The 11,771-nt window shown below is 68.4% G+C and carries 14 protein-coding genes and 1 pseudogene; 8 read left to right on the top strand and 7 right to left on the bottom strand.

Features of this window, described 5'->3' with window-relative positions; all coding sequences use genetic code 11:
* Window positions 1–29: 29 nt before the first annotated feature.
* Complete coding sequence (locus B0F77_RS36325; RefSeq protein WP_086667598.1) at window positions 30–710, bottom strand: MOSC domain-containing protein; 681 nt, start codon at window positions 708–710, stop codon at window positions 30–32.
* A gap of 5 nt (window positions 711–715) precedes the next feature.
* Window positions 716–1,150 carry a nuclear transport factor 2 family protein gene (locus B0F77_RS36320; RefSeq protein WP_086667573.1) on the bottom strand — a complete coding sequence of 145 codons (435 nt, stop codon included), beginning with the start codon at window positions 1,148–1,150 and terminating at the stop codon, window positions 716–718.
* An 83-nt stretch (window positions 1,151–1,233) separates the two neighbouring features.
* On the opposite strand from B0F77_RS36320, the gene B0F77_RS36315 reads away from it, so the two are divergent.
* From B0F77_RS36315 to B0F77_RS36305, 3 genes are all read left to right on the top strand, one after another.
* A complete protein-coding gene (locus B0F77_RS36315; RefSeq protein WP_245849115.1) occupies window positions 1,234–1,797 on the top strand; it encodes a CGNR zinc finger domain-containing protein in 564 nt (187 codons plus the stop codon).
* An 82-nt stretch (window positions 1,798–1,879) separates the two neighbouring features.
* Window positions 1,880–3,037 (top strand): hypothetical protein, encoded by a 1,158-nt coding sequence (locus tag B0F77_RS36310; RefSeq protein WP_086667571.1) that lies wholly within the window; start codon window positions 1,880–1,882, stop codon window positions 3,035–3,037.
* A gap of 109 nt (window positions 3,038–3,146) precedes the next feature.
* A complete protein-coding gene (locus B0F77_RS36305) occupies window positions 3,147–3,836 on the top strand; it encodes a 3-keto-alpha-glucoside-1,2-lyase-like domain-containing protein (RefSeq protein ID WP_086667570.1) in 690 nt (229 codons plus the stop codon).
* Window positions 3,837–3,917: 81 nt separating this feature from the next.
* On the opposite strand, the gene B0F77_RS36300 is transcribed toward B0F77_RS36305, so the two are convergent.
* Entirely contained in the window at window positions 3,918–4,568 is a 651-nt protein-coding gene (locus tag B0F77_RS36300) for a hypothetical protein (protein WP_086667569.1), read from the bottom strand.
* Window positions 4,569–4,725: 157 nt separating this feature from the next.
* On the opposite strand from B0F77_RS36300, the gene B0F77_RS36295 reads away from it, so the two are divergent.
* Entirely contained in the window at window positions 4,726–6,291 is a 1,566-nt protein-coding gene (locus B0F77_RS36295; protein ID WP_086667597.1) for a GAF domain-containing sensor histidine kinase, read from the top strand.
* Here the strand turns inward: B0F77_RS36295 and B0F77_RS36290 are convergent.
* Entirely contained in the window at window positions 6,288–6,938 is a 651-nt protein-coding gene (locus tag B0F77_RS36290; RefSeq protein ID WP_086667568.1) for a response regulator, read from the bottom strand. The genes B0F77_RS36295 and B0F77_RS36290 overlap by 4 nt on opposite strands.
* Before the next feature lie 113 nt (window positions 6,939–7,051).
* On the opposite strand from B0F77_RS36290, the pseudogene B0F77_RS50135 reads away from it, so the two are divergent.
* A pseudogene (locus tag B0F77_RS50135) lies at window positions 7,052–7,126 on the top strand (universal stress protein); the annotation flags it as partial.
* A gap of 3 nt (window positions 7,127–7,129) precedes the next feature.
* Here the strand turns inward: B0F77_RS50135 and B0F77_RS36285 are convergent.
* Window positions 7,130–7,684, bottom strand: coding sequence for a YceI family protein (locus B0F77_RS36285; RefSeq protein WP_086667567.1), 555 nt, complete (start codon window positions 7,682–7,684; stop codon window positions 7,130–7,132).
* A 97-nt stretch (window positions 7,685–7,781) separates the two neighbouring features.
* Here B0F77_RS36285 and B0F77_RS36280 point away from each other — a divergent pair, with 97 nt between their 5' ends.
* Window positions 7,782–8,315 carry a MarR family winged helix-turn-helix transcriptional regulator gene (locus tag B0F77_RS36280; protein WP_086667566.1) on the top strand — a complete coding sequence of 178 codons (534 nt, stop codon included), beginning with the start codon at window positions 7,782–7,784 and terminating at the stop codon, window positions 8,313–8,315.
* Here the strand turns inward: B0F77_RS36280 and B0F77_RS36275 are convergent.
* On the bottom strand, window positions 8,220–9,164 hold the full coding sequence (locus tag B0F77_RS36275) for a GlxA family transcriptional regulator (RefSeq protein WP_086667565.1): 945 nt from the start codon (window positions 9,162–9,164) through the stop codon (window positions 8,220–8,222). The two genes, B0F77_RS36280 and B0F77_RS36275, sit on opposite strands and share 96 nt — an antisense overlap.
* Window positions 9,165–9,235: 71 nt before the next feature.
* Here B0F77_RS36275 and B0F77_RS48215 point away from each other — a divergent pair, with 71 nt between their 5' ends.
* The gene (locus B0F77_RS48215; RefSeq protein WP_158102922.1) at window positions 9,236–9,385 is read left to right on the top strand and encodes a hypothetical protein; all 150 of its coding nucleotides are present in this window, start codon (window positions 9,236–9,238) and stop codon (window positions 9,383–9,385) included.
* Here the strand turns inward: B0F77_RS48215 and B0F77_RS36270 are convergent.
* On the bottom strand, window positions 9,378–10,517 hold the full coding sequence (locus B0F77_RS36270) for a citrate/2-methylcitrate synthase (RefSeq protein ID WP_086667564.1): 1,140 nt from the start codon (window positions 10,515–10,517) through the stop codon (window positions 9,378–9,380). The genes B0F77_RS48215 and B0F77_RS36270 overlap by 8 nt on opposite strands.
* Window positions 10,518–10,559: 42 nt before the next feature.
* Between B0F77_RS36270 and B0F77_RS36265 the strand changes: the two genes are divergently transcribed.
* A complete protein-coding gene (locus B0F77_RS36265) occupies window positions 10,560–11,681 on the top strand; it encodes a citrate synthase (protein WP_086667563.1) in 1,122 nt (373 codons plus the stop codon).
* The last annotated feature ends 90 nt before the right edge of the window (window positions 11,682–11,771 follow it).

Genomic DNA, 11,771 nt, shown 5'->3' with positions numbered 1-11,771 from the left:
GGTTTCGGACAAGACTTCTGGTCAGGTGCTCAGACGGCATAGGGCCGGCCGACGATCCACCCGCCGACGTGCGCGGGCAGTTCATCGGTCGGCACCACCTCGACGTGGTCGCCGACGCGGACCGAGCCGGGCCGGATCACCCAGCTGTCCAGGCACAGCACGCCGCCGAACTCGTGCCGGATCCGCCGGTGCACGTCCAGGTCCTGCTCCCCGGTGTCCGGGTCGATCGTGGTGACCACGCACCGGGACCGCTGCTGGTACATGCCGATCACCACGTCCCCGACCACCAGCGCGTGCCCCGGCCAGCCGGCCTCCTCGCCGGGTTCGACGCCGCCGATGAGGATGTTCGGCCGCAACCGCCGCACGTCGACCCCGGCCGCCGCGACCTGGCCGTCCGTGGCCACGAGGACGTTGAGCACGTCGAACCGCTCCGGTCCGCTGTAGCGGGTCAGCCTGCCGCCGTAGGGGAGCACCAGCTCGTGCGCCGCCCAGCTGTCCCACGGATGCCCGTCCACCAACGGCCCGTCGGGACCGGTGGACGCCGGAATGGTGAGCAGGCCGTAGCGGGTGCGTCCGGTCAGGACACCGCGAGGGCCCTGCACGTGCACGAGCCGGTCGCCCGCCACGCCGTCGGAGGTGAACTCCGCCTCCCGCAGCGGTTCGCCGCCCAGGGACTTCACCGGATAGCGCCACAGCGCTTCGACGTGCATCGTGGTCACTCCGCCGGGATCTCGTAGGTCGAATCGGGGTCGATGCGACGCTCGGACTCCAGGATCTTCACGTCGTTGATGCTCGCCTCACGCCGTGACATCAGACCGGACTCGGCGAACTCCCAGTTCTCGTTGCCGTAGCTGCGCCACCACTGGCCCTCGTCGTCGTGCCACTCGTACTGGAAACGCACCGCGATGCGGTTGTCGCCGAACGCCCAGAGGGACTTGCGCAGCACGTACTCGTGCTCGCGCTCCCACTTCTTCGTCAGGAACGCGACGATCTCATCGGTGCCGCGGACGAACTCGGACCTGTTGCGCCACACGGAATCCGGCGTGTAGGCGGCCGCCACGCGCTGCGGGTCGCGGGTGTTCCAGGCGTCCTGGGCGGCCTGCACCTTGCGCTGGGCGGTGTCGGCGTCGAACGGGGGGACGAGGTTCACGGCAGGGTCCTTCCAACGGTTGGGCGACGTTGCAAACGTTAGAACGGATGTCTAACGGATGCAACCACGTGTTACCGTTAGACGTGCTGACGCCCGACGAACCCCGTCCGGTCCTGCTGATGAACACCATCTGGGCCAGTCGGTCACAGGTGCACGACGACCTGACCACTGTTGGTGGCCTCCGCGAGTTCCTGGGCGTACCGGCCGATCAGGACGATCTCGGGGCGTTCCGCGCGTTGCGGCAGGCGCTGCGAGACCTCGCGGGCGTGCTCACCGAGGACACGCGTGCGGTCGCGCAGAACCGTGACCTGGAGCGCGCGGTGGCTGAGGTCAACCGTGCGGCGCGGAGCGCGCGGCACTGGCCGCAGCTGACCGTTCGTGACGGGGAACTGTTGCGGCACAACGAAAGCGAGGGATCGCTCGCAGATCGGGAGCGCGCCTCGATCGCCGCGGAGGCCGTGGAGCTGTTCACCGGCGAGGACCGCGTTCTGTTGCGCGCCTGTTATGCGCCGGGCTGCGTGCTGTACTTCGTGAAGGACCACCCACGCCGCGAATGGTGCTCGCCGTCGTGTGGCAACAGGGTCCGCGCGGCTCGCCACTACCGGCGCAATCGGGGTGAATCCCCTGGTCCGAACGGGTTTTCCTGATCGGCGAGGCTAACCCCGAGCCGTCCTGGTTCCGATAACCGGAGAACAGTAGGGCGCGCTTTTTGTGTGGTGGTGATCCGCGATGTCCCGAGAATCCGTGCCAGGCCACGACATCAGCTATCACCTCGTCTGCTTCGACGAGACAGGTAACGAGCGGGGGCGCGAAAGCGCGGACGTCGTGTACGACGCCCGCGGTGGTGTCACCGATGTGTTCTTCTTCATCCACGGGTGGAACGGCGACGTGCCGGCCGCCCGGCAGCAGTACGGGCAGTGGGTCGCGACGATGGCCGGCTGCCGGGCCGAACGTGAGGCGGCACACCGGCTTCCCGGCGGCTTCAAGTCGTTGCTCGTCGGCCTGCACTGGCCGTCGAAGGCGTGGGGCGACGAGGACGTCCGGTCCGACGAGTTCATCAGGGCACAGGCCCAGCGGCTCGGCGGAGGTGCCGGGCGCACCGCCGCGGTGCGCACGATCGTGCAGGCCGCGCGCGAACATCCGTGCCGGATGTCGGTGGCGGTCCAGCAGGCCTACGACTACCTGGAGAGCTCGGTCCCCGACCTGCCGGGCGACGACGGGATGGCGTTCGACGCCGAGCAGCTCTACCGGGCCTGCCTGGAGGATCCCGCGCTGGGCGGGATCCTGTCACCGTTGCGGATTCTGACGTTCTGGAAGATGAAGCGGCGCGCCAGGGTGTTCGGCGAGAGCGGTGCCGCGCGCATCGCCAGGGAGGTCGCGCAGGCCGCCCCGAACGCCCGCATCCACCTGATGGGCCACAGCTTCGGCTGCATCACCGCGACCGCGATGGCGAACGTGGTGCCGGCCGCGACGCTCACCCTGGTGCAGGGCGCGATGTCGCTGTGGTCGTTCGCGGAACGGCTGCCCGGCGAACCCGGCTCCGGCTACTTCCGCGGCGTGCTCGGCAGGGTGCCGGGCCCGATCATCGTCACCACCTCGTCGAACGACCACGCGATCGGCCGCTTCTACCCGCTGGCCGCGCGGTCGGGCCGCCAGGTCGACCTGGACGAGTACCCGAAGTACGGCGGCATCGGCTCGCACGGCGTGCAGGGCACCTACGTCCACGGGCACAACATCGGATCTCCTGGCGAGCTGACCCGTGGCCAGGTGCACAACGTCGACTGCACCTCGGTGATCCGCCGCATCGACGGTATCGCGGGCGCCCACAACGACATCTGCCACCCCGAACTGGCCCGTCTGCTGTGGCGGGCGGTGATGTCCCGCTAGAGATGTCCGTTTTCAGAAACACGCGTTTCCGTTGACTGCTCCGATGACTCGGTTCTACCGTGGGTTGCACCGTCGCTGCCGAAAACCTCGGAGCCGAGGACGGTAACAAATGTTTCGTCGTCCATTGTGGATAGCCGCTGCCTTCGTGCTGGCGCTCGTCGCGGGAATGACGCCGGCACGGGCCGCGGATCCCGTGCTGGTGCCCATTTTCGACGGCAAGACGCTCGACGGGTGGACCGCCCACGCGAAGGACGCGTTCGTCGTGAAGAACGGCGCGATCCACAGCCAGAAGACTGCCTCGCGCGGCTGGATCTACTACAACAAGCAGCAGTACAAGAGCTTCCGCTGGATCTTCAAGCTGCGCCAGGTCTCCGGCGACCACAAGCCGACCGTGCTGATCTGGGGCAAGATCGCGACGCCTCCGTTGAACGGTCTCGGCGCGATCCAGTTCCAGCCGCCCAACGGCGGCGCGTGGGACTACCGGCCGGGCCACAACAACGGCGGCGGCAAGCTCTTCACCAAGTACCCGCACCCGAGCTGGGACGTGAAGAAGTGGGCGCAGTGCGAGATCCTCGCCAACGGTGACACCGGAATCGCGCGCATGGCGTGCTGTCCGCTGCCCGACGGCGCGACCAAGTGCAAGGCGCAGGAGGTCCTGAAGTTCGAGGACAAGAAGGAACCCGCCGGCCGCGAGGCGCCGCTCGCGATCCAGATCCACAACAAGGGCATCGAGGACGAGTACAAGGACCTCGTCGTCGAGTCCCCGGTCGCGGACCCCTCGAAGTTCATCACCACGTAGAGGAGCCTCCGGGTAGAGGGAACCGTGTCCGTCCCGCGCCGCGAGTCAGTTGACCCCCGCGCGACGTGGGACGGACACGGTCTATCCCGCGCCCAGCCGCAGCACGATCTGCGGCACCAGCGTGTTGCCGAGGCACGGGCGCAGGTCCGCGCGCAACGCGGACAGGCTCACCGGGTCGTGCAGGGGCGAGACGGCGATACCGACCGTCCCAGCCGTGAGGATCACGCGTTGCATTGCTTGTCCCGCACGGATTTCCGCCGCGGCACCTTGGGTGAACGTGCACAGGACCACCTCGGTCCCGTCCTTCACGTGCACCCACGCCCGCTCCACTTCGGCCGCGCGGGCCAACAGCCCGCGCCACGGCTCCAGTTCGGGGAACGTCGTCCACGTGCGACGGTTCGTGCGCAACGCGTGCAGCAACGCCAGCACGTCCGGGCTCGGCTCCTGATAGCCGCCGAGCCGCACGGCCGCGGCCGCGTCGTGCGCGCTCGGGCCGGGCACCAGCGTCACCAGTGGCCGGATCCCGTGGCCCTGCAGCGCCAGCCGGACGTTGAGCAGCGCGACCCCGCAGGCGATCCGCGTTTCCCTGCTGTGGGGGGAGGTGGTGTGCAGCTCGATCTGCTCGGGACGCACCTCGAACCGCACGTCGGGCGCCGACGTTCTCGCGAGCGTCAAGACGCCGCGTACGTCCTCACCCGCGAGACCGAGCGAGTCGGGCACAGCGATCGTCATGCACACAGGGTCCGGCCGGGGCTTTCGGTGGGCCACGGTCGAAGGTCCCAACTTGATAGGGCCGTGAGTTGGGCGAAAGTGTGCGAATCTAGTCGTCGTGCGTGATGTGCCTGGTCGCAGAGGCCTCGACGAGCTGCTCGACGAGGTCCGTGATCGCATGGACGAGATCGTGACCACCCGTGACCACATGCAGGAGTTGCTCGGCGCGGTGCTCGCCGTCGCGTCCGGACTGGAGCTCGAGTCGACGCTGCAGCGGATCGTGCAGGCCGCCGTGGACCTCGTCGGTGCCCGTTATGGCGCGATCGGCGTGCTCGGCACGCGGGACGACCTGTCCGGGTTCCTCCACGTCGGGGTCGACGCCGAGACGCGCGCGAGGATGGGTCACCTGCCCGAGGGCAAGGGCCTGCTCGGGCTGCTGATCAAGGACCCGACGCCCCTGCGCCTGCGCGACCTGACGCAGCACGAGATGTCCGTCGGCTTCCCGCCGAACCACCCGCCGATGCACAGCTTCCTGGGCGTGCCCGTGCGCGTGCGCGACGAGGTGTTCGGCAACCTCTACATGACCGAGAAGATCGACGCCGCCGAGTTCACCGCCGACGACGAGGCCGTGCTGCAGGCGCTGGCCGCGGCCGCCGGCATCGCGATCGAGAACGCCCGCCTGTTCGAACGCTCCCGCATGCGCGAGCGGTGGCTGGAGGCGATCGGCGAGGTCAACTCCGAACTGCTCGGCGGCGCGTCCGGCGAGTACGCGCTGCGGCTGATCACCCAGCGCACCGTGGAACTCGCGGGCGCCGACTCCGCGCTGGTGCTGCTCGGCGACGGCCGGGACACGCCGGTGTCGGTCGCGGCGAGCGCGGGCGTGCAGATCGACGACTTCGACCCGTCCGACTACGCCGTCGACGAGGTGATCCGCTCCGGCGTCCCGCTGCTGGTCGACGACCTGGGGGCGGCGTTCGGCCCCGCCCTGGCCGTGCCGGTGCGGTCAGGCTCCGAGGTCACCGGCGCCCTGATCGTGCTGCGGCGCGGCGGCGAGTCCCGGTTCCTGCCCGACCAGGTGCCGGTGCTGGCCTCGTTCGCGGACCAGGCGGCGGTCGCGCTGGAGTTCGCCGAGCAACAGCGTTCGCAACGGTTGCTGGACGTCCTGGAGGACCGCGACCGCATCGCCCGCGACCTGCACGACCACGTGATCCAACGCCTGTTCGTCACCGGCCTGACCCTGCAGGCCACCATGCGCCGCATCACCGAGCCGGAAGTGGCCGCCCGCCTGCAGACCGCCGTCGAACAGCTCGACGAGACCGTGCGCGAGATCCGCACGTCCATCTTCGACCTGCACTCGAACGACAACACCTCGCTCCGGCGCCGCCTGCTGGACCTCGTGGCCGGCCTGACCGAGTCCACCCACCTGTCGCCCTCAGTGCGGATGTCCGGCACCGTGGACAACTCGGTGCCGCCCGAGCTGGCCGAACACGTCGAGGCCGTGGTGCGCGAGGCCGTCACGAACGCCGTGCGACATGCCGAGGCGACCGAGCTGACCGTGCTCATCGACGCCGGCGACGACGTCGTGATCACCGTGCAGGACAACGGCGTCGGCATCCCGCCCGACACCACGCGCAGCGGCCTGCGCAACCTGGCTCACCGCGCGTCGAAGTTCGGCGGCTCGCTCGCGGTGCGGGCGACGGAGGGTGGCGGCGCCTGCGTGGTCTGGCGCGTACCCCTCAACTAGCGGGGCTTCTCGCCGTCCTTGCGGAACTGCGAGGCGAACACGGCGGCCTGGGTGCGGCGTTGCATGCCCAGCTTGGCCAGCAGGTGCGAGACGTAGTTCTTGACGGTCTTCTCGGCCAGGAACATGCGCTCGGCGATCTGCCGGTTGGTCAGGCCCTCGCCGATCAGGTCGAGCACCGTGCGCTCCTGCTCGCTGAGCATCCGCAGCGGGTCGCCCTCCTCGCGCTCGCGGCGGATGCGGTTCAGCAGCGCGGACGTGGTGCGGGCGTCGAGCAGGGACTGACCCGCGGCGACCGTGCGGACCGCGTTGACCAGGTCCGCGCCCAGGATCTGCTTCAGCACGAACCCGGAGGCGCCCGCCATGATCGCGTCGAACAGGGCCTCGTCGTCCGCGAAGCTCGTCAGCATCAGGCACTGCAGGCCGGGGATCCGGCTGCGCAGCTCGCGGCACAGCTCGATGCCGTTGCCGTCGGGGAGCCTGATGTCGAGCACCGCCACGTCGGCCTGGGATCCCGACACCTTGGCCAGGGCCTCCGCGACCGACGCGGCGTCGCCGACCACCTCGAGGTCGGACTCCTCGCCGAGCAGGTCCGCGATGCCGCGGCGGACGATTTCATGATCGTCGACGAGGAAGACACGCGTCGCCATGGAGGTCACGGTAGCCCAAAGATCGTGACACGAGGGGACCAACGGCACGCGGATCACTACGACGATCGGGCCTACTTTGGGCTCATGAGCGGTCTCGGTGCCGTTGCGACTGGCGGGGGCGTGGCGGTTTCGCCGGGGTGCTGCTCGGATCAACCTCGCAGGCCCTGATCTACCACGCCCCGTGCCCGTCGTCAGGCCTTGATCGCGGAGATCTCGAACTCGAGGACGACCTTCTCGCTCACCAGGACGCCGCCGGTCTCGAGCGCGGCGTTCCAGGTCACGCCGTAGTCCTTGCGGTTGATGGTGTGCGAGCCCTCGAAACCCACGCGGGTGTTGCCGAACGGGTCGACGGCCACGCCCTCGAAGGCGAACGGGATCGTGATGCTCTTGGTGACGTCCTTGATGGTGAGGTCACCGGTGATCTCGAAGTTGTCGTCGTCGATCTGCTGCGCGGAGGTCGAGACGAACTTGATCTCCGGGTAGGTCTCGACGTCGAGGAAGTCGTTGGTGGTCAGGTGACCGTCGCGCTGCGCGTTGCGGGTGTCGATGCTCGCGACCTTCAGGGTCACCTCGGCGGTGGTGTTCTCCGGCTTGTCACCGTCGATCGAGATCTTGCCGTCGAACTCGTTGAACGCGCCACGAACCTTGGTGACCATCGCGTGGCGAGCGACGAAGCCGATGCGGGAGTGCGAGCCGTCGATGACGTAGTCGCCGGTCAGTTCGGAGAGGTTGGTGGCCGTGGTCATGGGAATGCCCTTCAGGTTGCTGCGTCCGATTGGTTGATCTGTCATCCACCTTGCACCAACCTGGATGATGTGTCAACTATTCCCGTATGCTGAGCTGGTGACACGATGGCTGGAACCTGAACAGCAGCGGGCGTGGCGTGCGTACGTCCGCATGCAGGGGGAGCTCAATGCGCACCTGAGCAGGCAAATGTCGGTTGATTCGGACATCTCGATGGCCGACTTCGCCGTGCTGGTGCAGCTCACTGACTCCTCTGACGGACGCGTGCGCGTCCTGGAGCTCGCACGGCTGTTGCACTGGGAGAAGAGTCGCATCTCACATCACGTGGCACGGATGGAGAAGCGCGGCCTGGTGCGGCGGGAGAACTGCGGCAGTGACGGGCGTGGGTCGTTCGTCGTGCTGACCGACGTGGGCCGGTCCGCGATCGAGGCCGCCGCGCCCTCGCACGCCGAGATCGTCCGCACGCTGGTGTTCGACCAGCTCTCCGAGGCCGAGGTCGAGGCGCTGCACGAGATCTCGGAGAAGATCTTCACTCGCCTAACGACAGGAGAATGTGCGTCGGTAATCGCTCGGTGCGACGCCGACGACCCGATGGAAGTGGTGCCGCAGGAGAGCGGCTGTCCCGAAGCCTGACCTGGCCGCGACCGCGTCGACGTCCAGATCGGTCTCCTCGAGCAGCCTGCGCGCGTGCAACACCCGTTGCATCGACAGCCACTTGTTCGGGGTGGTGCCGGTCTCCGCGACGAACCTGCGCGCGAACGTCCGCTCGGACGTGACCGCGAGCTTCGCCATCGTCGCCACCGTGTGGTTGTCCGCGATGGTGGCGAGCACGTGTTCCAGCACCGGTTCGAGGCTGTCCGCGCTGCACTCCGGGATCGGGAGCTCCACGAACTGCCGCTGACCGCCGTCGCGCTGCGGCGCCACGACCATCCTGCGCGCGATGATGTTGGCGACCTTGGTGCCGAGCTCCCGGCGGACCAGGTGCAGGCACGCGTCGATGCCCGCCGCCGTGCCGGCGCTGGTGATGATGTTGCCGTCGTCCACGAACAGCACGTCCGGGTCGAGCTGGGCCTTCGGGAAGCGCTCCTGGAACTGCCGCGCCTCACGCCAGTGCGTGGTGCAGCGCCGGTCGTCGAGCAGCCCGGCCGCGCCGAGGATGAACGCCCCGCTGCACACGCTGAGCAGCGTCGCGCTGGTCTCCCTGAGCGCCTTGACCAGCTTCTCCGGGTAGTGGTCGCGCACACGCGCGGCGGGGAGAGCGACGAGGTCGACGCTCTGCAGCGCGTCGAACCCGTGTTCCGGCGTGATGGACACCCCGCGGACGCTCGTGGGCACCGGTTCGTTCGGGAGCTCGCCGCACACGCGGAAGTCGACCAGTGGCACGCCCTCCTCGGTCCGATCGACGCCGAACACCTCGCAGAGCAGCCCGAACTCGAACGGCGCGACGCCGTCGATGAGGGGAACCGCCACCGATCGCAGCATGGCAGGATTTTAGCGCGCTACGTCAGATCTGCCACTGTTGGCAGGATCTAGTAGGTCGCAAACTTATTGCCATGACTCTTGCAGTGATCGTCCTGGTTCTGGCAGGTATCTCCGTCTGGCTCGACCGGCACCGTGACCGCAACGCCGGCCTGGCGGGCTCTTCCGACGTAAACGACCGTGACCGCACCCGAGTGCGCAACGAACTGCGGTACCTCACCTGATGTTGGGCTGCGCGGTTTCCGTCTGGGTGATTTTCGGCTGGGGTCCCGTGTAGCGGGCGATCGGGCGGATGATCTTCGTGTCCTCGGACTGTTCGAGCGCGTTGGCACACCACCCGATCACCCGGCTGCACGCGAACGTCGGCGTGAACATGTCGCGCGGGATGCCGCACTGCTCCATCACCACGCCGGCGTAGAACTCCACGTTCGCGTACAGCTGCCGGCCGGGCTTCAGCTCGGCCAGCAGCTCCGTGACCCGTTGTTCCACCGTGACCGCGAACTCGGTCAACGGGGTCGGGTTCTCGAGCGCGATCTCCTTGAGCAGGCGCGCCCGCGGGTCCTCCGTCTTGTAGACGGCGTGGCCGAACCCCATGATCCGGTCGCCCTGCTCGATGCGCTCCCGGACCCAGGCGTCGATGCGGTCCGGCGACCCGATCAGGTCGAGCGCCTCCAGCGCCCGGTCCGGCGCGCCGCCGTGCAGCGGCCCGGAGAACGTCCCGATCGCAGCCGTCACCGCCGACACGACGTCCGCTCCCGCTGACGCGACCACGCGCGCGGTGAACGTCGACGCGTTGAACCCGTGGTCGATCGTGGCGATCAGGTACTGCTCGACCGCGCGGCTCGTCCATGTTGACGGCTCCTGCCCGGTCAACATGTACAACCAGTTCGCCGACGTTGACAAATCAACCCTGGGGTTGACGGGATCAAGTCCGAGCTTGAGCTGGTGCAGTGCCGCCAGGATCGTCGGCGTCAGCGCGCTGACCCGGAGCGCGTCCGCCTTCCTGGCGCTCATCGGCGCGTCCCACATCGGCTGTGACGGCAGCATCGACAGCGCGGTCCTCAGTCCCGCCAGCGCCGTGCAGCCGGAGCGCGCGATCGCCGGCAGCACCTCGCTGATCGCCGCTGGTAGATCGCGTTGGGCGGCGGTCTGCGCGGCGAAGGTCGCGGCTTCGTCAGGGCTAGGCAACCGGCCCTCCGTGAAGAGGAACCACACGTCCTCGAACGACCGCGTCCTGGCCAGTTCGATCGCGTCGTGCTCGCGGTAGTGGTAGTAGCCCGCGGCACCGTTCACGTCCCCGATCAGGGTCGTGGTGACGACGACGTCTTTAAGCCCTTTGGGTGCATCAATCAACATGGACAACAGGCTCCGTCAACATGTCTTGTACAGTCAACGTTGATGGAATCAATGTTGACGACGAATCAAGCTGCCCGGCGCCTGGGCGTGAAACCGGCGACGGTCTACGCGTACGTCAGCCGTGGCCTCCTGACCAGCAAAAAGGTCAACCGGCAGAGCATGTTCGGCGTCGCCGAGGTGGAAGCCCTGGCCCAGCGCACTGGTGCGCGCGGAGCAGTGGCCGCTGTGACCGATCGCATCCGCACCCGCATCTCCCTGCTGGAGAACGACCGCCTCTACTACCGCGGCCGTTCGGTGCCGGAACTCAGCGCGGCCAAGCGCTTCGAGGACGTCGCGCACTGGCTGTGGACCGAGGTCGACTCGACGGGCCTGCAGTTCCCAGAGGGCCAGGAGATCTGGATGGCGCTGCCCGAGAGCGCCACCCTGACCGACCGCATCCGCGTGGCCGTGGCGCTCGCCAGTGCCGGCGACCCGTTGCGCTTCGACCTCGACCGCTCGGTCTCCACCGCGAAGGCGATGATCGCCGACGTCGTCGAGTCCCTGCCCCTGCTCGGCAAGCCCCAGGGCACCGACATCGCCGAGCGCCTGTGGGCCCGTCTGTCGCCGCTGCCCCCGGTCCCGGACCTCCTGAACGCCGCCCTCATCCTGCTCGCCGACCACGACCTGGCCATCTCCACGATGGCCGCCCGCGTCGCCGCCTCGGCCCACGCGCACCCGTACGCCGTGGTGTCCGCCGGGCTGGGCGCGATGGAGGGCCAGAAGCACGGCGCCGCCGTCACCATCGCCCACCGTTTCCTCGTGCGGGCCGAGGAGGACCCGATGGGCGCCGTCGCCGAGCATCTGCGCTCCGGCCAGCCGATCCCGGGCTTCGGCCACGGTGTGTACGAGCGCCGCGACCCGCGCGCCGACCACCTGCTGGCGTTGCTGCGCGGCCACGGCGATCTGGTGGCGGACAAGGTGATCGCCACGCAGCCGCAGACGTTCCCGAACATCGACCTGGCCCTGGCGCAGTTCGGGCTGATGTTCAAGATGGCGCCGGACGCGGGCGAGGCCGTCTTCGCGATCGCCAGGATCGTGGGCTGGATCGCGCACGCGATGGAGGAGTACAAGGAGCCGGGTCTGCGGTTCCGGACACTCGGCGTCTACACGGGTGACCGCCCCTAGTAGTGCTTTGGTGGTCGCGCTCTCACGATGCTGCACCTGCAAGTTGGTTGTAGTTACGAGCCGATGTAATCGATTGCAGATCATCTCAAC

It is taken from the genome of Lentzea kentuckyensis (assembly GCF_002150765.1).
GTDB lineage: Bacteria > Actinomycetota > Actinomycetes > Mycobacteriales > Pseudonocardiaceae > Lentzea > Lentzea kentuckyensis.
Note: the sequence above shows the minus strand (reverse complement) of the source record. Positions and strands in the feature narration are given on the sequence as shown.

Coding starts and splice junctions, on each gene's coding strand:
- B0F77_RS36325 (WP_086667598.1), bottom strand. CDS start 710: ATGCACGTCGAAGCGCTGTGGCGCTATCCGGTGAAGTCCCTGGGCGGC.
- B0F77_RS36310 (WP_086667571.1), top strand. CDS start 1,880: ATGTCCCGAGAATCCGTGCCAGGCCACGACATCAGCTATCACCTCGTC.
- B0F77_RS36305 (WP_086667570.1), top strand. CDS start 3,147: ATGTTTCGTCGTCCATTGTGGATAGCCGCTGCCTTCGTGCTGGCGCTC.
- B0F77_RS36300 (WP_086667569.1), bottom strand. CDS start 4,568: ATGACGATCGCTGTGCCCGACTCGCTCGGTCTCGCGGGTGAGGACGTA.
- B0F77_RS36295 (WP_086667597.1), top strand. CDS start 4,726: ATGGACGAGATCGTGACCACCCGTGACCACATGCAGGAGTTGCTCGGC.
- B0F77_RS36290 (WP_086667568.1), bottom strand. CDS start 6,938: ATGGCGACGCGTGTCTTCCTCGTCGACGATCATGAAATCGTCCGCCGC.
- B0F77_RS36285 (WP_086667567.1), bottom strand. CDS start 7,684: ATGACCACGGCCACCAACCTCTCCGAACTGACCGGCGACTACGTCATC.
- B0F77_RS36275 (WP_086667565.1), bottom strand. CDS start 9,164: ATGCTGCGATCGGTGGCGGTTCCCCTCATCGACGGCGTCGCGCCGTTC.
- B0F77_RS48215 (WP_158102922.1), top strand. CDS start 9,236: ATGACTCTTGCAGTGATCGTCCTGGTTCTGGCAGGTATCTCCGTCTGG.
- B0F77_RS36270 (WP_086667564.1), bottom strand. CDS start 10,517: ATGTTGATTGATGCACCCAAAGGGCTTAAAGACGTCGTCGTCACCACG.
- B0F77_RS36265 (WP_086667563.1), top strand. CDS start 10,560: ATGGAATCAATGTTGACGACGAATCAAGCTGCCCGGCGCCTGGGCGTG.